The sequence below is a fragment of the Ruegeria sp. C9 genome (genome assembly GCF_056537585.1).
The window spans coordinates 323,735-347,020 of the sequence record NZ_JBQFRU010000006.1; the positions used below are offsets into that span (position 1 = coordinate 323,735).

The window sequence follows — 23,286 nt, forward strand, 5'->3', positions numbered from 1 at the left end:
CGCATCCGCTACCGTGGCGACCATCGGCTGTGAAAAGCAACTTCAGACAGGTTGCTTTTTCGAAGTGTAGCTGAGCCTGACGTCGCCCAACAAATCCAGTGGCGGAGTGGAAAAGCTCGGTGAGATCGCAAAGATGGGCGCTTGATATCTGGAGGCTCCCGGTCATCAGCACGACTTTCCATGAGCAGGGGTCAGGCTTGAATTGGACATCAAAACTTAATTGGGCGGGATATGGGAAGACAAGTAAAAACTGATGATTGGTTATTGAAAGTAGTGATTAACGCCTTGAACATCTTTAAATGCAACTTAACCAAACTGTCCTCATCAACTTCAGACTAGTGAAATCAATTTCCTACAGGTGTTCGTGATTCAATTGACTTACTTGGTGATCTAAATTGAACACGAAACATTTCAGAATGTTGAGTGTCACGCACGTATCCGCCGCGAATTCGAGTTCGTCTTGGAGGAACCGAAGTTCGATTCCGCGGATCGAAAAACAGCAAAAAAAGGTGCTAGAGTGCAAATTTACTTAATATAATCAATAACTTAATTGGCTTCCGAGTTTTAGATTAAAAATTTTTCTTGCCAAAATCACGAATCAGTTGGAGCATCTTCAGACAGAATCGTTTCTTTTGTCTCCCTCGATGAGGAGAAGTAAATTGAGATTAATTAGATTGGTTTTGGTGCTTATTGAAGTGCCACTAATAAGGTTTGTCTGAAGGCTTTCCAAAGCTTCCGATTACCCGACGGACATTTCTAGTCGGTGCCGCTACAAGTGCGGCGACTTTGCCGGGCGGGGCGCGTGCAGCAGAAGCGTTTACAGACCTTCACGTCGAAACAAAGTATGAAAAAAACAAACTAGTATTAGTCCAATTGCGCCTTAGCCAGGAGGAAAAGCAAAACTCATCTGCTAACCCAACGCTCACCTTTCGTCCCGAGACGTTCGCGCCATTGGGTTTGCCTGGTGATGATCGGCTCGAACTTCGGCTAGACGGTCTATCAGTAGTTGATCGAAACCAGGGAGAAGCAGTTGCCGCAGATACCGAACTAACAATCACAGTCCTAGGAGCAGATCATTTTCTGCATCGTGATCTTGGCGGCGATGGTCGCAGACTTTTCCATCAGTTCATTGTATTTAATGATCCGATCAGATCCGCAGACGGGACTTCGAAGAATCTGTGGCGAATTCGGCTACTGACCAACACCTGGGTTCATCGGTCTCGACGAACCGCCTTAGAATTCCCGGCATCACCATTTGATGGAGAACGCGTCTCTCCGCTTTACGATGTTATGAAAGGTGAGAAGGGGTTTTCTCTGATTATCGGTCCTGGCTGGGTAAGTGAAACTTTCAGCCGGATCAGCGGCGGACCATTGGGCACATCAAAGCGGTTTGTCGCCTCGTTGTATGCCGAAGGCTTCAGTACAGCGCTCTCTCTTCAAAGACAGATTGACAAGCAAACAGAATGGTTCTGGCAAGTACGGCCTTTAAATGAAGGGCTTGGCCAGATGACATTGGCCGACCAGGCAATCAGATTTCAATCGCTTCAATTTGGCTGGAAGCGTGGAAAGATTATTGAGGATCAGCAGAAGGCTGCAGATTCCTATTTCGAAATCCTGTCTGACCGAGGTGGTGCCGTGCGAGGGCCGCGCGCACTAGTCGGGCTTGAGCCGCGAAAGCGATGGGATGGAGAGGCTGACTTTTCCGCGCAGAGGTTTGAAACACCGTCGGATCTGGAAACTACTCTAACTGTCTCTGCTTTGAGAGGCCAAAACGAAAACCCACCTCGTCCGACGGTCAGGCTGCGGTTCAACACCGTTCGCAAGACCTCTGAATTAGATCAACCGGAACGTAGGAGCGTCACTATTGATCTGGAAAGTGAGTGGCGATTGTCTGTTCAAAGCAGGGAACAGCTTTTGGCGGATCTGAATTTGAACACCACCCTGCTTCAGAAGAACCCTGGTCCCGCACAGGCATTAGATGATGAGGCCACGGCAACCACACCATCCCTCAAACTTCTGAGGCTTCCCCCAAACCGGGGATGGGTACTTGAGTTCCACGCGGATAATGATGAAGCCCGACCTCTTCCACTATACGAGGAATATGGGGTCGAAGTGGATGGGCCAGAACAGCTTCCGAAGACAAGCCTTAAAGTATTACCGCCCACCTCAGCCAACCGTGTGCCACAGCTCTCAACTGTCAGCTTCGGCCCTATCCACTTTCAAGCCGGTGTTTCCGTTCGAACCCAACTGACGAACGGTCAGGTTCGGATGTTTCGTTTGCAGGGAACGACGACCGGGTTGCCTGTTCAACTGCGGGACGCCGAGGTTTTCAGTAAAGCTGAAGCTCACGGGGAAGGACCCCGACCCTATCTTCTTCTTCAAGACGTCTTATCCGGCATTTACGACCCGAGAGGGGACGCAGATAAAAATCCAACCGACCCAAATCGTTTGTCGCTGCGTAGTGCCGGCCATATCATTGCAGATATTCCCCGAGATCGGCTTGCTACCGTGGCAGCAGCTCGGCCGGGCCTTGATGTGCCTCTCGGCAATGTGAACCTGAGGGTCAGCCGACCGCGTGATTTTCTTTCACTGAACTTTCGCTTCAGCAATATGCGCCTCTCGGCAACTGGAGAGAACGCCGAACTAGAGCTAAGCTCAGATATCTTCCGTGAAAATCGCTCAGCCACTTCTATAGATTCTTCGATGCGGCCGGTCATCAGGGCCGAATTCGCGGCTCAACACATGGCGGAAGAAGCCTATTTCAGGCAGGAGAACTTCGCCAAAGGATTACCCAGAGTCAATTTTTTCGACCTCGTCGAATATCTTCCTATCGAAGAACGCGCAGCAGAGATCGCCAGTCTTCATGGTCATTTCAATACCCTTCGCAAGGGCGATCGACAGAGTAAGATAGAGGCCAGGAAGGCGCTAAGAAAACATGCCGAGGCGATCTTGCTGATCATTGCTGATCTTCCGGAGAAGAGCACCAAACATCTGAGTGACGAAAAGAGTATACGCGCTTTACTGGAATTTAATTCGAAGCTTGTGAACCAGGCGGCGAAGGAAAACTATGCCCCAACCGGACGTTTGCCCGATGATCAACTCATCTATGTGGGGCCCGAAGACCTTGATCCTGATGTTGCTAAAACCGCGTGGGACATCGTCATCCCGGAATTGCTAACTGAAACTGCAAACCGGTTGATCAATCGACTTCTAAATGTAGAGGCGGACGTAGAGTTCGAAAGCCTGAAAGCTGCTATCGACAACCTCCCGCCTATTTCGATCAGCAACGTCAATGGCATCGACAAACTGAGTATTGAAATAGAGAAATTCACGGTCGACCCCGAAACGAAGGTCGGAGCTGCGATCAGCAATGATCTGGACGAATTGCCAAACGGCTTCGCCAACCCCGCTGTACAGAGTTTTGCGCTTCAGCAAAAATATGCAGAGCTCAAAGATGAAGTTGCGTCAGATTATGCTGCGTTCCGCGAGTTCTGGCGAAGCCACATCTTTCGACAGGAGGGATTGCCGAAAGATACTCTTGATAATTTTTCCGAATTTCACGCGGTGCGTGAGACAATTAATCATCCTCGCGCAAGGCAACTCTTCGTGGATGCTGTTTTCCTTTATTCAGATCCAGCCGGTGGTGCACTTGAGCCCTTCAAGGAGCGAACACGCGCACGCTGCTCAGGTCCGTCGCGTTTGGCTTTCGAATGGGACCCTCCTGGCCAACCCGGCGTGCAAGGTCCAAAGGTATTCAAATTGGACACATTGCTCGATTGGACAGATCGAACTGCGGCGGTACCCCGCCGCGCCGAAGTCAAGCACAAACGCGAGCCCGATGGCACCTTAGTTCGGGAAACGAATATTGCTGAGATTCTGCACCACCAAGGTATCGGGCGAGACGAGCACGGTCAGAGTACATCGGCCACACGGATGGCAGAAATATGGAGCGCCAGTTCAACACCGCCACACGACTTTGAAACCTCCATCGAGTTGCCGTTCCGACTAAATCTATCGCCAGCGCAAGATGCAATCTGGGTTTTGCCCCGTCCAGTTGAACCCGAGATTTATGAAGATGCCCCGGAAACTGAAGATTTTAATGAGCTGGAAGAGGCACCGCTTTGGACTGCTTCTTTGTCATCAGTCCAACCAAATCCGCTTCTGCGTGCGGTTTGGTCTGACGACTTTCGCCCCGAAACCTATCTAGCCCGCGCGGCCGTAGATGGCATTAGCGGCGACAACGACCCCTTGGCTAGATTGTATGAACCACCACCGCGAGGGCCGCTGGCGCCGTGGTCGCTGCCTCGGGTTAGGCGAAGGAATGGTGAAATCGAAGAGGCCGTCATTGTTGAGGAAACAGGACCTGAAAGTAATGGTCCTGATCTCTTTCGTGCAAGTCTGGACGCCCGTGATCGCGACGAACTGGTCAAAATTACTTCCGTTCCGGGTCAACCTGTTATGGGCAAGATCGACCCTACAACGCTGGAAATTCGAAACGATGCTGATGCGGTGGTGCCGCCAGATGGTTATGAACTGATTGACTTGCGTGTCGACACAGTAACCAATGCAGAAGGCAAGGAGTTGGAAGCGCTTGATAGCCATGCGATTTATCGCCCGAAGGCACTGAGGTTTAGTGAGCTAAGACTGTCTGCTTTGGGCGGCACACTAGATTTAGACACGAGTTTTGAACCAGCTGCTCCTGCGCAAACCCGCGACCGGCGACCTTTGTTTCCAGCCCCAACCATTAAGCGTTGGCGCCATCGCGCGGTTCTTGGACGTGATATCAAGGTTGAGGTTGTTTACAAAGGCTATCTGTTCCCGCTCGGAAACCACGCGGTTTTGGTCAAAGTAACCGAACGCAAATACATTCAACCACCGGCGAGCAGTAAAAGGGGACCGACCGCCTATCTGGTTCAACGTTTTTTTATTCGAGTTGCGCAGCCTGACAAAACGGTCTGGTACGACCAACCGGATGGTGGGCGCGGCTGGCCGGTCGAGAAGCTTACGCTGCTGACCCGTGAGACGCCGGATATTGTTGATCCTGACGAGCCTGTGCCGCTACCCAGCGACGGCGAGATCAAAGAAACTGCAAATGGTCGCATTCTGTTTGGACCGAAACGAAAAGGGCGAGTCTTCTGGCCACGCACTGCCCCTATCCAGACAGCTAACGTGCGCTTTGAACTACAGATCGATGATGTGCCCGATCGCATGGAGATGCCACTGATCTTCGTTGACGCCGAGGCTGCTCGCGACCCGGAAACCATTGCCAACCTTGTCGAATATTATAATGGCCTTGACGATCAGCCCCGTAACGAAGACGATTCGGACTGGGTTGCGAAGCTGTCGTCGACCAGCCGGCGAACCATTCGACAGGGTGGGACTGCACGCCGCTATGGCCCGGAAATCGAAGATGGAGACAGCCGATACGAAACTCTGGGCTGGATCATAGGCGCGCAAGGACGACCTGGTCGCTTTGTGGTACCACCTGGGGATTTCGCAGGTGAAAATGATGCTTTCAAACAGGGTAAGCGTGTCCGTGAAGAGCGGTTGAAATCTCTGGGTAGTCCGCGTCAAAATTACGATTTTGGACCACTCTTGACAGCCGGCGATCAGCCGCCCTTCTACCCATTCATCCAATTTACCCTACTTCGTCTCGACAGAATCGCGCGCCTAACCGGCGGTCGACGAGGACAGATTTGTATCGCAGCCTTCGACAAGGCGTTTCTTCTTAGAGGTTTGCCTGACCCAAACCCTGAAAAATTGTCGGGCGCCCAGGGGAACAGGCCCGAAATCGAGGCCATACTAGATATTCTAAGCGTAATATCGTTGGATGTCGGCCGGAAGGGCGACCGCATTGGTGCGATTGGCCGTCCTTCCGGATTCCTTGCCGTTTTGGCCCGCAAAGAGGGTCCGGTCACGTCGCGTTCACGCCTGACTGTTAACTCTGGCGAAGTTTATGGAGTGCCAGCGTTTGGCCAGGTACTGTCTCCAGCAAATTCTACCGGTGATGAGGCTAGCCTTTTGGTGCCTGGTGTCGGGCGCATAAACAACATTCGTTTCGTGCAGGCCCCGACCTCTGTATCGACAGTGCTTGAGCAGATCCTAGGCGACAATAACGCCAAGATTCTAGGCGTTTTCAAAATTACGGAGCTTCTGGATGTTCTTCTGGCCACACTTGCCGACAACGTTCCGCAAATCAGCGAAAGCCTTGATCAAGCTGGACAGAACCTTACTGAGCTCGTTCAATTCCTCAGGGGCACTGTGTTGCCAGAGTTGCTGGAGGGTATCGAGACCGTAGAAGAGACCTTCTTGAGCGCTGCGCTTGATCTAGGGATAGAACGACTTGAGATCAGGCGTGTTTATCCAGGTGTAGCAAGCGGTTTGACACGGCTTCGAGTGGCTGTCGAAAACGTTGCAAAGGAAGATAACGATGCCAAGGCTGCGAGCCTTAGCATGGCAATTCCGACTGCTGGTAAGGCACTTCTTGTGGCAATAGATCAGGTCGCGCACGATCCTATTTCCCCTCTCAAGTTGGAGTTACGAAATCTCTTCCTTGATGAACTTCGGCAAATTGAGGACCTACGCTCAATGGTCGAGCGACTCTCTGAACTTACCATAAATTTTGATGAATTTCTCACAGAGCAGAATATCGAGAAAGTAGTATTAGATGAGATAAGCTCAGCGATTGTCCAAAATCGTGAGATTATAGTTGTTGAAATTCAAAAGCTTCTTCCATTCTCAAGCCGCAGTGGTGCGGACGCAATAGATGAGAAATTCGATCGCATTACCGAAGAAATAATTACCATCCTCCTCGAGCAAGTAATCGACGAGGCATTTGAAACCAAAGTTAGTTTCGATGAGGTTTTTGAGGCGATACAGGAACTTGATCTACGCATACTACTTTTGAACTCCATCGAACAATCATCAGCACTTGCACAAATCGCAGCTGATTTTGAGGATGAAGCTGCTAATCTGGAAGGAGAAGCCTTACAGTATTGGGAAGCGTTGGTCGAGCTTCAGATTGCCGCCATACGTCTGGCCGAGCTAAAGCAAGGTGCGTCGACCGTGCTTGCTGCCCAAGTTGCCATCGAGCTTGCCAGACTACAAAACGAAGCGATTAAAACAGTCTTTGGCATTACACCTGAGGCTTTTAGTGCGCGAATAACCAACACCAAGATCAACTTTAATAAGATCCAAACTGAAACGAGCATCGAGGGAAAGATCGTCGCCATTGTCGACACATTTGCCGAAATTGATGCTCTGTTTGTGGCGGGCAGTTTTTCGACCGAAATCACCAACACTCTTGGCAATCTTGTCGATGAGGACGGGGTTCTGAGCGTAACCCGTCCGATACTAAATGCTTATAGCTGTGTCCTTGCGACGGCTAGTAGCATGGCCGGCGTTACACAACCTGTCGTCCCGATTACTGACCCTGCTTATCTCAAAACCACCGCAGAACCGATTGCCGAGTTCGAATCTTTGTTGAAAGAAACGGAAAGCACCGTTGAAGATATCAACGAAGCTCTTCAATTAGTCGATGCCGCACTGGCTCAAGGCCAATCCGATCTGCGACGCGAGATCGGTTTTAGTCCACTAAGAAGGTTTTTGCTGGGCGATGGCTCGGTGATTGGTGGGTTTCTTGCAGCTGAGCGCAGGTTTGTTGGTGAGTTTTTGGCCCTCGGGCTTGAGACGGAAGACGAACTAGCACAGATTCGCGATGCCGCCGAAAACATGCGGATCATTGCAGGAACACTGTTCGCCGACTTTGCACGGCAACAAGCCCGCGCAAACCGGGCTTACCAATCGTTCCTTGATGCCAAGCAAACCGCGCAAAATGCTATCGATACTGCAGAGGCCAACCCAAGTATCGAGACCTACGAAGCTCTGGTCGTTACATTCCCTAAAACGGAGCTTCTGGCCATGCTGCGCGCCTGGCCCGAATTGATCGAAGGTATGTTCGCGGCCTTGGAAAGGGCTGCGAATGCCTACAAAGTGACTTTTGATCAACTGAGCTTGGATGATTTCCAGAACGCGCAAGCCAAGATCAACGAACTGCTGAATGACGCCGCCCCAGCGAAGGTCCAATCGCTGGTCAATCTGAGGCGAGCGCTGATTGATTTGGCTGGCGAAGTTGAGGCCAATTTGGCTGGGCTGGCGCAGAGTTTGATCGAAATGGTGTTGATCGAGATTGACCGCCTTCCGAATATTGCCGCTCAAGCGGACGATGAAATCACCAAAGCGAGGATCGAAGTCCTTGAGCTTGTCAGTGCAGCCGCAGCCGAACTCAATAGTTTGGCAGCCAACTACTCCATTCTTCACCCCATAGCAGAAGAGTTTTCAGCACTGCGGGTTGAACTTTCGGAGATCAAGCAGCCTGAAACGATTAGGACGAGACTGGGTGAGATCTCCTCGGCCTTAAAAGCGTTCGAAACTGCACGTGGTGGTAGCCTTGAAGACCGCTTTGAAGCGGTAGACGCAATCAAAAAGGCGCTCAGATTCGATGCCAAAAATGCCGTCAAAAGTCTTCTAGATGAAATCAAGGACACCGCTGGTTCTGCCGCAGAGAATGTGCGCGATGTCGTCATTGCAGATGCCGCTCACACTCTCGCGTCACTACAGACCAGTCTTGATTCGCAGGTCGGCCAAGCCATCGACTTTGTAGTAGGAACGGTTTTCCAGGCAGGTAGATTGGATGCGGGAGAGGCGTTTTTTGATGCTCTTGCTAAGACACGGTTTACGATCCTTTCCACTATGACGAGTGAAACAGAAAGCTTTTTGAATCAGGCGCTAGAGTTCCTAGGCATCCCGCTTGCTCCCGGATCACAGCCGATCGATGCACGTCATCTGTTCGTCGCTGTTAGCGATCCCGATCTGCCTCTGGAAAATGTCTACAGTCAGAAGGTCGGGTTTCTGAAAGTGTCCCAAACACAGCCAGCAGATTTGTTGGCGGAAGAGCAGAGCTGGATTTCCACGCTAAATTCCGATGATCCTGGTTCAGAGAAGACACGTGCGCTTCGCACCATAGTCGCGCGCTGGTCCGCCGACGCCAGCACAATTTCCTTGTTTCAGATCGTGGAAAGCATTGACACGACTCTCAATCAGATAATTCGCTCGGATATTTCTACCCTGATCGACTTGGGCAATGTGCGTCAACTCATCGAGACCCAGATACGCAAAATCGTTCCGACTAGGCTGACCACTACCATGCGCTTCAACGCGCCAATCCGTGGTTTCGGTGGCATTTTTGAACCAACTCCGGGTGAGCCTGGTTCATTCGGGGTTGTTTCAAAGACCACAATTGATGTCGGTGACGCGATCTTTGGTGACGGCTCGTCGAACCTCCCAGTTGAGGCAAACGCCGAAGCCATCCTCTCGCCATTCAAAATTAAGCTACTTGGCGGGTTCGATGCCATCACACTCTATTTCTCCGAAGCGCGTATGGGATGGCAACTTGGGCGCGATCCGACTTTTTCCATCGATTTTGTTCGCTACGAAATCGGTAAGGAGCTGGAGTTTGTCCAAGAGTTGGCAAAATCACTCTCGGCAAGCTCCGGCGGTGCCTATGTGAAACCTGCAACCAGTGTTTTGGGGATCGAGGCGGGTTATAGGCTCAACATTGCTGCCATCAATTTGGGCGGTGTGACATTCATGAATATTGGCCTATCGGCACTGGCCATTTTACCCTTCGAAAACCGAAAGGCGCTGTTTGGTGCCGCTTTGTCATCAAGGGATGATCCTTTTGTTATCATTGCAGGAATTTGGGGTGGAGGTGGGCACTTTCAGCTTACTTCTGACGGGCGGCGCATCACGGGCTTCGATGCGAGCTTTGTTTTTGGTGGCGGCGGGGCCATAGCCTATGGCCCGCTAACGCTGGAAGGGCGCGTGACCGTTGGCGTCTTCATTCGCAAGATGGGCAGCTTCACCGAAATGTCGGGTGATTTTTTTGCGGGTGGGTCCGGTCGGGTCGCGATATTCGGAATTTCAGCTAGCCTGCTCGTTACGATGGGGATGGATGGTTCAGGCTCAATGACAGGATCAGCCGTCTTCACATTCTCGTTCTCTGTCGGAATCGCTAAAGTCGAATTCTCGATCACGCTCTTCAAAAAAGAGGGCAAGGGTTTCTCCTCTGCCGGTGCCGAACAATCGGCGAGTCTATGGGGGCCAAACCCAGTGCGTTACGCCAGTCTGAATGGGCCCGACAAACCGTCTTCCACCGCTGCCATACGCGTTAATACGCGCAGACAAGACCAAGACTACCAGGTCTGGAAAAGCTATTTCGCCAGCCATCGTGCAAGGAGCTACGCAATTGATCCCAGCAAACGGTAATATCACCGAACCAGACGCAAAGGTCGACGTACTAGCCCGAACGGTGCCAAGTGGAGTATTCGGCGACGACGTCAAAATCACCTTGGCATTGCGTCCTCTCAAAGACAGCGGGGACGGTGTGCTGCCCGTCTCAATCTGGCCACAGAAAATTGACCAAATTGTGGATCGCGCGCTTGGAACAGCCTTCGAAATAGCTGTGATCCCCTCTGACGCGAATGCAAAACTCCTGCCTCCTCCAAAACAGTCGGATCGCAGGATTGGTGCCGCGCTCTGGAACAGACGCTCCGACGCATCGGATGCGTGTTTGCTGTGGGATAAACTGATCCCTGAAACGAATGACGGCAAAGGCAATTGGGCTTCCTTGATCAAGGGATTGAACACTTTCGACGAGGCGATGAAAAAGGGCCCTCCTGTTTCGATGGTTTGCATGTCGGGTAAAGAAGGCGACATCGCATTGCTGACCAAGATGGCACGCGCGATAGAAGCACTTTATCTTGCGCTCTCGAATGATCCTGTTGCAGCACGCGCGACTTTATCCGAAATCGCCCGGTCAAGTGCAGAAACCGCCCTCAGCAGCTGGACAGAATACAAAGAACTACTTGCCGAACTTGACGCAAAAGAAAGCGACGAACAGGCGATTGGCACAGATATCCAGGTCAAGGGCAGCGACGTAACCCAAATTGACACCCTTGCTAAGAAACGCAAGATGGCGGTGGCCGCACTTGATGAGGCGCGTGCCGCATGTGCGGTGACGCAAGGCGAAGGGGCTGGTACCTGCGGCTCCGAGGTGATCGCGGAAATTGCGAAGAAAATCACCGAACAGCTTGATACTGAAAGCTGCGCCTGCTCGCATCTGAACGGAAATATTGCTTCGATTTACAAAGAACTACTTTCATTGCGGAAGCAATTTCTGCTGGCGAACGCGATTGGTGAGATCGAATTCGCAGAGCTGCAGCGCTCGGTAAAAGCGCGCGACAGCAGCGACGAAGAATCAAAGCAATACAAAAAACCTGACGAAGATTTAGCGACTGAAGGAAAGCTCAAAAAACCTAACTTGGCAGCCAAGCGGTTGTTCAATCTTGACGAAACGCCAGACCTCGGTCGCTTGTTTCGAACCTTTGTAGATCTCAAGATTGATGCCACTGAACTCGCGTTGGAATTGGGAGGTCAGGATGGTGAGGTTTTTTGCTTCATACGTTTCGCATCTAATGAGTTAGCGGTCAGCCAGCAAAACCGCTGCATTTGGACCTTGGCGAAAGCGCGGATCAATGGGGGTAAGGTCGTGCAGTTTCTGCCAACAACTCGCGAAGAAGTCATCCTGCGCATTGCAGGTGTTGATTCAGATGAGATTTCTCGCGCCCTCACCCAAAGTAATGGGGTGTTTTTGTTAGGAGCCCGAACAAAAAAGGGGCGCCCGAGGTTTGAGACCGTTTCCATAGATGTACAGTCGGCTGCTCAGGATGCAGGCAGCCGGGCCGATCGGTTGATGGGACTCGTGGGCGATACGATGAGACGTAGTGAAGCAGACCCAACCGAAGAGTGGAACGAAGCCGTTGACACTGAATACATCGAACCTTCTTGTTTACGCTCCGGCGGACTATCAGTTCTGAACTTCGCTTGCTCTTCGGAGTTGTCCCGCCAGGTTGGCGCATCTCGTGCGGCATGCACGCAGAACTCCGAAGCACGATATGTCGATGCGACCGATTTGACGGTAGGTCGATTGCCGACCTATGGCTTGTTGCATCGCGACGAGAACGACAATGACATCACAACTTGGCACCTTCTAACCGCTCGGCGAATTCACTACGGCCAAACCAAGCTTGCTGGTATTGACGATGTTGACGCTTTGATTGCCCCTTTTTATCGACCGGGTGAACGCAAATTTGCACAAGCCGCGGTTGATCGATCAGTGCCGCAGGCGAAGCTTTTGGGCGAAGGAGCCCAACGCAGTTTAATCGCAAAAGTTAGTGAGGCGGAGCTGTCCTACCTCGGTGATCCGATGGGAATTGAGACGGGGTTGTCGGAACGCGATTGTCCAATTGACCCCGAGCAAGACATCTCGATGAATCGTGAAATAGACCTGCTCAGCGCTGCGGATGAAGATGTCTCGGAATCCGATTTGGTCGCGCCTTTGCGTTTCGGCCAACCCGGGCGTCTTGGTTTTCGCGCCGTATATCTTGGAGGCGGCACATTAGACGCTGAAAGTGCGCGCCAAGCGTTTCTCGATACTCCCAATGCCGCGCTTCCGCCCCAGGATGATCCGAATGTGCCGGTGGAAGGGCGCCGCTTCCTTCGCAGTGAAGCAATCGCACCGGTTAGTGTGGCGATACCCAAATCCGAAGCTGATGAAGAAATTCGGCGTTACCGGGTTGATAATCCTTCGGACTACCTGCCCCAAACATCTGGTACCGTGATCCTGCGATCGCGCGTAAACGACGACGCCACCTTTGATCTTATTGGATCCGACACAATAACCAGGATCGTCTTGCCGTCGTTCTTGAATTTGGAAGCTGCAGAACAACACGGATTGTTTGATGAGGTCGGCCCCTATTGGTTCAACGTTGTGAACCCTCGTATCGAATCTGTATCAGACCTGCCCCCCTGGCGTACGGCCTATCATCGGCGTGTCACAGTAGATCGCCCGCGCGATGGTCTTCGTGATATTCATATGGACGCAGGCTGGGGCGGTGCCCCGATCTTGCGCCATGATCTGGGCGCGGCGGCGGACCGAAACGCGATTGTCAGCGCTGCTTTTGATGACGGGGCAGATTGGCTGAAAGCGATGCGCGAATGGTCGCGCGATCTAGAACGCTGGCAGAAAGCTGGCGCGCCGGCTGGGAAACAGCCGCCGCTACCAGAAACACCAACAGGCGATACTGTTTTTGCTTCCAGAAGGACGAAAACACTGCGCCTTGGTCGGACGGTTCCTTGTTACCCGGATCCGATGGCCTCCGAACTGGTGATCCGCCTGCGCAAGCCTGAGACCGCTGTCGGTGAAGACGGCGACGTCGCGCTTTGTGTAGCTTTCGTAGAAGTTGCCAGATACCCGGAGGTCCAACCCATCGCCCTGCGTTTGAAGCGGGAGACAAAACTCAAGGCTCCTGAAATAGAAAAATCAAAAACACTTGCTTTGGTGGAAGGCGTCACTTGCTGCGAGGTGATATTGAAGATTCCGGCCGGGAGTACTTACATGCTCGATCTTTGGTGCCGACCTTCCGTTGATGCCCTGACCGGATGGTCTGAGCTGGTAGATACAGCTGCAACTCTTCGAGAAACGGGTGCCTTTTGTGAGACGTTGGGGGATATTGGGGAGCTGTTCGGCTCGTGTGAAAACAACGAGCAAGGCGAACAGAATTGCGGCCTGCTTGGTCAGCGAGCTCCGAGTCATGCAGCCTTAACAGAACTGGCGAAACAACTTTATTCAGCGCTTGCGACGCGACCCATTCCCGAACTCTCCCGTGTGCGTTCAATTGATGTCCGCCACGCAATAACGCGACCCGCGCGTGTGCCGATCGACGTTCCGGCTTTAGAGCAGACTTCGCTGAACCTCCGGCGAGTGACTGAGGACCTTCCGGATATGATGCGAGCATTGGGACCCGCCGTAACCGATACTATCGAACGGCTACCCTCGGGTTGGTTTGCTTCGTCTGACCACCAAGACGCCAATGTAATAACAGGCGGAACCGAGGTCGATCTGGGCGGGTATCTAGAGCTAGATTTAAGTTCAACTAGCGCGTTCGAGATTTTGGCAGAGGCGATAGCCATCAAAGGTGGTGCTTTCGATGATACTGGCCGAACTCGTGGTATTGCCAGCATCCAGCGCGGTGAGTATCCTAAGTCCGAAAAGGCAGAGTCTACGCAGTTCCAGAAAACTGGCGAAATTTATGGCTTTAAGATAGACCGGAAAGGCCGGCCCAGTTTCCGGTCTGATGTCGCATCCTGGGCGCAATTCACCAACCTGCCCAAATCAGTTCCCATGCCAGATGACAAGGTTGGGGGACGTGAGTTGGTTTCCCTGCATTCGCTTTTTGGTCGTGAGGTTGAGGGCAACGCACCCGGCGATATCGATGCGCGAATAACTCCTCTGTTTGCAGATACACGCGCGCGTCACGTCAAGCTGCAATTCCGCGCGATCAGTCGGTTTGAGGCAGATTTTACGTCGCGCCCAACGATTGCCGGCAGTACGTTTGTGCCCGGTGAACCGCTGGAAGATGTCCTTCCCCTAGATGGAATTAAGACCGTTTCGGTTTGGCTTCCTGCATCTGAGAGACCGGCCAAACCTGTTCCGGCGGCAGAAGCGCATCCAAAAATCGCCGAAGTTCTTTCTAAAGAGGCCAAACCGTTTCCGCATATGACCAGCAAGCGGGTCTCGCGTGTCCGCTTGTGGCTCAAGAGACCATGGTTTAGCTCCGGTGAAGGCGAAAAACTTGGAATCGTCATTTGGCCACCGATGGATAGAAAAGCCGAAACCGTGGCCTTGGGGTTGAAAAAAACCGGGCGGGAATTATTCGTGCGACCCTCGGTCGCTGATAGTCCGGAGCCACGTCGGGAAATCGACTGGATGGCCCTTGACGCATTCGAAGAGCGGCATATGACCGGCGCCGGTCAATTTGTTTCCCGCTGGGGCTCTGACCCGGCGGAAGAGTTCCCGAGCCGAGGTTGGCGGAATTGGATCATTCCAAAATCGGTCTTCGCGGATTTTCTGTTTCCCAGTACAATAGAAGATACTGTCGCGCGTCGACCGGATGCTACTTTTGTTCCCAACGTCGCAATGCCAATTCCTGAAACGAAAGAAGCTGATGACGAAGCGCAGAAGGAAACTGACGACGAGAAAGAAGAGCAAGGCAAATACGACGCGCCAGAACCACGTCGTCAGCGCTATCTCAATGTAGATTTGCTTACCTACGAACCGCGCTTTGATATAGACCGAGAGCAGTGGTATGTCGATGTGACCCTTGATCCCGGGCCGATGATTGCCCCCTTCATTCGTCTGGGCGTTGTCCGCTACCAGGAACACGCGCCGCGCGATCTGCAAGTTTCGGAACCCGCTGAACCCTATCATTTCCAACTTCTTACCAACCGCGAAGCGCGTGCTGAGCGTCTTCCTCCGATGCCAGACCAGACGGGCACTACCGAATGGGTACCGATCCCAGTCAAAGTCACTGGTCCGGCAACTTTCGACCTGTCATTTGAGGCCGGCGAACGCCTGGATGAAAAGGTGTTTACACAAATGCACTTCCAACTCATTGGGCGAGATCGAGAATCGGGAATAACAAAGATCTCGGCGGAAACATCTGCCTTGCCCAAACAATCGCATAACGGGCTGGCAAAGTGGTCGACTGAGTTTCGGTTGCGAAAAAGTGTGGTTGATGATGCCGGTCTGGATTTTAGCATTTTGATCGAAGAACGCGCATATCGTCCGCCGACGACCTATGACACCGAGAATCCCGAACCAAGGATCGCCTCGGCTAACAGCCGTAGGTATATGGCCAAATTGCCAGTCCCAATGCTTGAAGACAACCGACGCCATCCCACGATACAGTAACCATGGAGAATATTATGCCGATTGCTAAAGCACTTTTGACAACCTTCGTGATTTCCTTGTTCGGTGTTCAAGTTGCGGCAAAGGATTCCGGGGATAAACGTGATGTCATAGACAAGGTGATCATTCATACAATCGGTGGACCAATAGCCGATTGCCCCAATGGAGTATTAGAATTCTCTGGAGCCGGAAACGATGCTGCGTTCTGGAAGGAATGGTTTGAAAAACAGCCTGTAGTCGGCATCCATTTCATAATCGACCAGAGCGGAACTCAGGTAGAATCGATATCGACTGATGAGGTTGCTAACCATGCGATCGGGCACAATCAATCCTCGATCGGAATCGAGTTGGTGCACCGCGGTAATGGGAAAGACGAGTTTCCGGATGCGATGATGAGCGCGTTGAACAGTCTGTTGACCGAGCTTGCAGTGCGCCATGATCTGAAGCGAAATCAGTTTATGGCACACAGCGCCGTAGATGATCGAACCTTCGACTGCGGTGGCAATACGTACAAAGTAAAAATGGATCCGGGCGAAAACTTCCCTTGGGATGCAGCCCTTTCCGGCATCGATTGATACCCTACAGATTCATAGTCCGCAGCCCTAGTGTTGGTGTTAATTTGAAGTCACCGTACAGGATTGTCACGTGATTTTCAGCCGGGGACATAAAACATTTTCCCTAATCAATAAGGGCTTCGCGGAAGCAAGCCCCAACAGAATGCGTTGATCGAAAGCTTAAACGGCAAGCTGCGTGATGAATGCCCGAACGAGACGCTCTTCAACTCGTCAGCTGATGGATCGGAATTGTATCTTCCCATCAATAGATTTGGTCGGTGCGTATGGTCAGTCCATCACTTAGTGGCACGCGACTGCATTGTCCGGTTGTTTCCAGTAGCAGAATGCCAATTGGGTGCGCTCAAAAACAAGCAAGAGCGTCAGGACAAGCCCTATAACCAAGGTGAGATAGATGAGCATCTGAAATGCTCTAAAGCGGATGCGAGTCTCCAAACTCTTTTCGAAATACTGGAGCCTCGGAAAATTGTTCTGCTCTACCCATTGTGTCTCAGAGAATTCTTGAACTCTGCCTGGACAAGTCAATCGATAAAGGGAAGATGCGATGGTCAAAAACACTGTCGTGATCAACACATTAATCAGACCGTACGGCACTTCTATCGGCTCGACCAAAAAGCTCAACTCGTTATAGTATATGTTTGCGAAACCAATGGCATTTATGAGCGACAACGAACTCAAAAATCCAATCCACGACACTCCAAACAGTGGAATAGCGCTAATAAAGCGGATCAGTGACCAATCGAAGAATCGATCTACTGTGCTCTTACGAACTGTGTCTGTACCGTCGTTAAGCTGTTTGTGAACTCCTGCTTGATATCTATTCCTATGGAGCCTGATACCCGCGAAATTCGCCTCGCTAAAGTTTGCGTTGTCTAACTCGCTTTCGTCTATTGTTGCCCCGTTTAGCTCTGCCAGAATGAACCACGAATTCGAAAGGTCGCACTTTGCAAAGCGAGCGGACGATAACCGACATCCACAAAAGTTCGAATCCACAAGGGAGCAATCTGCAAAAAACGCTCCGCTCAGGTCGGTTGGTTGATCAAGGGTTCCATGGGAAAACACAACTCCATCAAGGTTCAAACCCAAAATTAGACAATTCCTCAAGTCTAAAGCGCCCAAAATTTCCGACTTCAGTTCTGCAGTCTCCGCTCGCTCAATGCGTTCATAAACTTCTTCTAATAGGATGTCTTTGCCGACTAGCGTTTCAGAAGGCGCACGGTATTCGGATATGTCGTCGTAAGTTACTTCGCTAGCTTCGATCATGCATGCATTCTAGTAGTCAAGGAGCCTAGTCAGTGCAATTGACTGTAGCCACGCAGCGTGGGACCGTCTATGCTTTTCGCAGCGATGCAAGCTGAGAACCTTCCATTCCAGCAACTCATAAATGCCGTGTTCGCCTGACTGTGTCCGCGCTTCAGACACGCAGAGAGGACAAAACCGAGAAGCCGTCCTGCGAAACACGCCAGTTGAGGAATGCGTGCGCCCAACGCGGTATCGGCCAGCTGCGAGCTTTGTCGCTGACCACATTTTCAGCACCGAACAATCCTGCCCAGTTAACCATGCGAGACGCTCCAATTGATCCTCATGCCCGGAGCAGAGAAATGGCCATCGCATTCCAAGATCCGAACAGAGATCGCGCGGTGTGGTCCGATAGAGCCGCGCCACTCGACTTACGTAACCTGAGGGTGTCTCCCCCTTGATAAGGGGGAGAATAGGGTTAAGGGGGGACCTCATCCTGAAGCTTCTGCTTCACGCGCTCATGCAGCTTCGGCAGAAACTCAAACCACCGTTTTGAAGATCGGTTGAACCACCCTTCCTCTTCCCCTTCGCGCATCGCGTCACACCAGGCCTCACCTTGGAACGCCAAGAGCTGGGTTTTGAGAGACAAGCGCGAGAGCAATGCCCGACCAGCCCGCGCGCGACGCGCGGCCTGGCGATCGGAGAAATAACCATACTCGATCGAGAAATGCCCATCTTCGAGCAGCCTGGCGAGTTCCTCATGGGTAAACGTTAGTGGAACAGCGCCCGCCTGATTTGCGAGCAGTGCAACCGTGTCTTCCGTAACCTTTTGAACAAAGTGTAGTTCACCTTTTCCGACGACCGCATCTTCGAGGCTGATGTTGAGCTGATATTGGATATCTTTCATGGCCTGTCCTTTCCCGGGGCGACGATTGTATTGGTGGAAATGAGTTCACGCGTGTTGGCTTGCAGAAGCCCCGCGTAAATAGCTCTGAAGGCGGCGCGGAAGCCGCGCGCACCCAATCCCAGAGGTATGATGAGATCACCGATGGAAAGCTCGTCTGTGAGACCCGCGATAGTCTCAGTAACGAGAAGATCGGCTTCTTCATCCGGACAACGTCGAAAGAAGTTCAAAAGCTCCGCGTTTTTCACTTCTTTTGGATGGTGATTGTGCTCTGTGATAAGGCAAACTTTGTCAGCAAACCCCTTTGGCAGATCACGTCGGATCGCGGCGAGCGTGCTTCTGAAACTCAGCTTTTCGACGCGTTCGCTAGGTTTGACGGCCATCGCCACACGTGATCCATCCCGGTACTCCGCCAGCCAATCAAAGCGATGCATTCGTTGACGCCCCGAGGCATCAATATAGCTGACAGGACGCGGCTGATCGTGCAGGTTCCAAAGATTTGGATCCGCGAGAGCGAGTAGGCAGGTTACCCGTTCAAGTTGACTGGCTGAAATAAACTGCCGCCAGTACATTTCGGCAGGTGTCATGGCCAAGGTAAACCCGCGCACGGTGAATTTTGAGCGTGCAGGAAACATCAGCCCCGCCGTGGTGGGTGCGGGGGGACGATAGAAATCGTCGTCGTCATCATCTTTAGACATATCTCTAGCCGTGGCTGCGGTTGAGCATTGCGAATGGGCACTCAGTTCCGCAGTTCTTCGGATACGCTTTGAAAGTACGCTGGAAAGGCATCAAGAACCGCATTCAACTCGTCGCGCTGCGTGCGGCAGACGCGCCTGACTCCCGCGCGATCGTTCACGCCACCAAAGGCCGCTGCGAGAGCCTGGGCGACTACGCGGTCCTTGAAACCAGCTTCGCTAAAGGCGAGCGCGGCAGCGCTACTGAGACCATTCTTTATATGCCGTTGGAGTAGAGCCAACTCGTTGTAGAGATTTTCATCCATGGGTTGTACGAGATCAGCCATTGATGCCACGACCATAGCGAGTTCAAACGCGAAAGCACCCTCGCAGATGGCAACCACGTGGTTTGCGCTAATGTGACGATTGCTGCTCCGAACATTGGCCGCACGAAGCACCTGTCCAATGGCGTCGAATGATTGTCCTTCTATCCATGCCTTCAAAGTTGGGAGGATTTGGTTCTGGTCGGTGAGCTTGGATAACGCTTTCGAGGTCACATATTGGCGGGCCTCCACATAAATTGCCTCGACAAGCTCCCCTCGCTCGGCGGCATCTACAAGCGTTTGAGTTTGTGCGTTTGTCCAATCTTTGAGGGCAAAAACGTCCGCAGGTGGCAGAGGTGATTTTCTGATCAAAGCACGTAGTTCATCGTCGCCTGCCTCCTCGATAGCCTTCGCAGTCATTCGGAACACTTCGAGGAGTTTGTCACGCATAGCGTCGTCAGCCAGGTGCCAAGCCAAAGTGTTGCGGGCTAGTTCGTCGACCCTCTCCGCTGCCAAGTCACCATTGAAATCCACGTAGGCCGCGAGATAAGCAGCAATCCGCTGAATAGCGCGTGCACGATCGGCCACAAAAGCCTTCAACATATCGACGTCGACCCAGTCAAAACGCTCCTTGATCGTGTCCACTGCAGTGTCGACTTCCGCGTGGGTTGCAAAAGCTAGGTTGAGCCAACCAGCCGGAAACGTGAGCTTGCGCCTACGGGTCTGTTCGTACTCATCAAACAAATCCAAGATGCTGCTGCGAGATGGCTCGGCTTGTGCGGGATCAAGTAGGTTCTTGGTGGCATTCCAACGCCAGCGTCCGTCTTGACTGCGTCGCTGATCGAAGATCGATGGCGCCGAAAAGATTACACTGCCTTCTGTGTGCATGCCGGCGCGTCCCGCTCTGCCCATCAGGTTGTGGAAGTCGCGTACCTTAATCTTCTCCTTACCCTGCTGGGTTGTCGTAACGATAAGGTACCGAATTGGGAAATTGACACCTTGCGCCAAGGTCGATGTGCAGATCACGAACTTTGCATGCCCTTCCTTCATGGCATGTTCGACGGAAAGGCGTAGCCCCTGAGGCGTATTGCCGTGATGAGCAAGAATCCCGAGTGCTGAGGCTTTGGTTTCGTCCTGATCAGAACCAAGGTTCAATTTTGCCAAATTCGTGAGTCGTGAGATCTCAGCCGCGTTCGAGAAATCGATCGGTCGCGGCAGTGCAACCATGCGATCGAAGATATCTGCAACTCGTCGACAGAGTGTAGTTACATTTCCCGGGGTTCCGCGGAACAGCGCGACGCTTCCTCGCTCGACCATGTGAAGCCCAAGATATAGCCCGACTTCCGCGCTCTCATTGGTGCCACCGCGTTCCGGGAAGATGCGCTCTGCACGCTCACGAGGCTTCAAGGAGAGATTGGATTGCGTGACAATACGGGGAACAAAAAACTCCTGTTCCTCAGGATCATCCGGACTGACGTACTGTAGTTGTCCGCGCTCATATTCCCAACTTGCAAACGCGATGCTCTTGGTGGTCGGAAGCATGCCTTCTCCGCTGATCACAGCAGTTGCGTCTCCGACAAGCCATTCCGCGATCACTGGCGCATTCCCGATGACCGCAGAGATCAGGACCACTTGTGCTTCCTGTGCCAAGGTCATCCGCAACGATGAAAGTAGCAGTTCGTATGTTGGGCCGCGTGCGAACCCTTCGAACTGATGCCCTTCATCGTAGATGACGAGTCCGATCCGCGCCGCAAGCTCGGGCGCCCGCCTTAACATATAAAGCATCTTCTCTGGCGTAACGATCAGAACCGATCGTTGCGCTAACATACCTTCGATATCGACATCGAGCAGGAACGAGTCGGAGGCTTCGTCCAGCGCAACATCCTCACCCGCAAACGCGCTCACTAGATCGGAACGGATGTCATGACAAAGCGAGCGGAACGGAGCAACGATCACAGCTAGGTTGGAGCGCCCCGACAAAAACACTGACCTGATGATCAGCTCGGTTGCGCGGGTCTTGCCTGCACTGGTGGGCATCTGCACAACGCCGGAGCTACCCCTGAAAAGGCCCGCCTCGGCAATCCTGCGCTGTGCAGGCCATAACTCCATCGGGAAGCGCGGTTTGCGCAAAGCTTCGGCCCATGAGGCAAGCGGCAGACCCGATGACGGCGGTAGGATGGTGCGTGCTGCATTTTCCAGTTTGCGAGCACAGAGCGCGGATACGATATCCGCGTAAACAACCTCACGGGCCGATCCGTTTTCGTAGACGCCAGCTCGCAATTCAGCGCACATAGCACGAAGCTCTTCTTCCGCATCCGCCTCAAGGCTAAAATGCCTCATCAGAGCATCCAGCAGCCGATTGCCGAAATCTGTATGCTTAGATGTGCCGTCGATGGGGCCGGCATCACTCCGGAGGATGTGCCAGGCCACACGCGAGAGACCATGTCCTAGTTCTAGCGGCGGTTCATCGGACCTTCCGGCAACGACCACGGCACTGCCCACGCTATCTGCCAGGTAGTAGGACGCCGCACAGAGCAAAGAGAATTCCGTCGTGAGTTCGGCATTGAGATGTGACTCTAAGAAGGCGTCGAAAAACGTTGCCGAGAACCGCACCATCTGTCCTATCGAACCATCGTCGTCTTCCCAGGCAGAGGGAGCGACGGGACCTTCCGCCTGTTCGATGAAACGCTCGGCGATGGAGCTGGCTGCGTCGTGGAGAATACCCACCGCCAACGGGAAGAGCGTCTCAGGCGAACGCCTGAACGGGACATGGTCTTCTTGGGCTGCACGAAACTCGTGCATCTTTGCGCGCGCTTGAACTGCTGCAAGGATCAGTCGGGACTCCCGTTCAGGCCTCATTCGCAGCCCTCGCGTAGAGTGCGTGAACGAGGTCCATCATCGATGTTCCTCGAATGATGATCAGCCTGAGATTGTCGCCGTTCGGATGCTCCGATGCGTCTGACTCCTCAAGCGCCATGTCGTTGAATACTTCATTATCCAGCACAGCGACTGCGGCATTGGTGCGCTTGAACGGTTTATCGTTCTGATTCTGAAAACGCCCAACCTTCAGTGCATCGTCTCGGTTAACCTTGAGAAGTCGCTGTTTGATGGCGCTCAAAGACATCGCTTCGCGGACCAAGTCCTTTCCAGAATCATTGATCGCCTGTTGCAGGCGATTTGTTGTCGTTGGCCGAAATCCAGCTTTCGATTCGAGGACGAGCAATTCGTCATGAGGATTTGGTTCGTCATCTGCAAAGCTGAACCCGATAACGTCGGTACCGTTCGAGGGTACATTGCGGTTCTCACGATCCTCAAATCGGCCTAGCCGTGGGCACCAGTACCCAAATACATATTCGATGAAATCCGCCACCAAGATCTCACCAAAGTCGCCTGCGCGCGTACTAGGACCAGGGGCAGCTACCGCATCTGGGAATTTGATGTTCGTCAGAAAATCGGCGTTCGACAGCCCCGTGTCAGCAACCAGATCTGGCAGGTCTTCATCACGACAGTAGTGCTGTCGGTAATGGGTTGCCCAAGCCGAGAGGATCGCAGGATCATCGGTGTGCTGTAGTACCCATATTTTCGCCTCGCGGCCGTCTGCCGTTTCGATGACCTCATCGGTAGTTTCGAGCCATGGAATGTGATCAGGCGTCGCCAAAATATATGAGTCCCCTCAAGAAAATGAAATAACGTACAGCGTTGAAAA

9 protein-coding genes and 1 pseudogene are annotated in these 23,286 nt (G+C 52.6%); 4 read left to right on the forward strand and 6 right to left on the reverse strand.

Features of this window, described 5'->3' with window-relative positions:
* Window positions 1-711 precede the first annotated feature (711 nt).
* From ACR0NE_RS17335 to ACR0NE_RS17350, 4 genes and pseudogenes are all read left to right on the forward strand, one after another.
* Window positions 712-10,326 carry a coiled-coil domain-containing protein gene (locus ACR0NE_RS17335; RefSeq protein ID WP_170597746.1) on the forward strand — a complete coding sequence of 3,205 codons (9,615 nt, stop codon included), beginning with the start codon at window positions 712-714 and terminating at the stop codon, window positions 10,324-10,326.
* On the forward strand, window positions 10,307-15,871 hold the full coding sequence (locus ACR0NE_RS17340; RefSeq protein WP_170597748.1) for a hypothetical protein: 5,565 nt from the start codon (window positions 10,307-10,309) through the stop codon (window positions 15,869-15,871). The genes ACR0NE_RS17335 and ACR0NE_RS17340 overlap by 20 nt, the downstream gene beginning before the upstream one ends.
* Window positions 15,872-15,873: 2 nt before the next feature.
* Window positions 15,874-16,443: a peptidoglycan recognition protein family protein gene (locus ACR0NE_RS17345; protein WP_170597749.1), complete on the forward strand. Its 570-nt coding sequence runs from the start codon at window positions 15,874-15,876 to the stop codon at window positions 16,441-16,443.
* Window positions 16,444-16,572: 129 nt separating this feature from the next.
* Window positions 16,573-16,653: pseudogene (locus ACR0NE_RS17350) on the forward strand (integrase core domain-containing protein); the annotation flags it as partial.
* A 69-nt stretch (window positions 16,654-16,722) separates the two neighbouring features.
* Here the strand turns inward: ACR0NE_RS17350 and ACR0NE_RS17355 are convergent.
* The 6 genes from ACR0NE_RS17355 to ACR0NE_RS17380 are packed head-to-tail and all read right to left on the reverse strand — an operon-like array spanning window position 16,723 to window position 23,238.
* The gene (locus ACR0NE_RS17355; protein ID WP_170597750.1) at window positions 16,723-17,703 is read right to left on the reverse strand and encodes a pentapeptide repeat-containing protein; all 981 of its coding nucleotides are present in this window, start codon (window positions 17,701-17,703) and stop codon (window positions 16,723-16,725) included.
* Window positions 17,704-17,712: 9 nt separating this feature from the next.
* Complete coding sequence (locus ACR0NE_RS17360; protein WP_170597752.1) at window positions 17,713-18,174, reverse strand: TniQ family protein; 462 nt, start codon at window positions 18,172-18,174, stop codon at window positions 17,713-17,715.
* The gene (locus ACR0NE_RS17365; RefSeq protein WP_170597754.1) at window positions 18,158-18,586 is read right to left on the reverse strand and encodes a hypothetical protein; all 429 of its coding nucleotides are present in this window, start codon (window positions 18,584-18,586) and stop codon (window positions 18,158-18,160) included. The genes ACR0NE_RS17360 and ACR0NE_RS17365 overlap by 17 nt, the downstream gene beginning before the upstream one ends.
* Window positions 18,583-19,281, reverse strand: coding sequence for a hypothetical protein (locus ACR0NE_RS17370; RefSeq protein ID WP_170597756.1), 699 nt, complete (start codon window positions 19,279-19,281; stop codon window positions 18,583-18,585). Before ACR0NE_RS17370 ends, ACR0NE_RS17365 begins: the two co-directional genes overlap by 4 nt.
* Window positions 19,282-19,322: 41 nt before the next feature.
* Entirely contained in the window at window positions 19,323-22,382 is a 3,060-nt protein-coding gene (locus ACR0NE_RS17375) for a DEAD/DEAH box helicase (protein WP_170597760.1), read from the reverse strand.
* Between the two features lie 46 nt (window positions 22,383-22,428).
* Complete coding sequence (locus ACR0NE_RS17380) at window positions 22,429-23,238, reverse strand: Hachiman antiphage defense system protein HamA (RefSeq protein ID WP_480459792.1); 810 nt, start codon at window positions 23,236-23,238, stop codon at window positions 22,429-22,431.
* Between the last annotated feature and the right edge of the window lie 48 nt (window positions 23,239-23,286).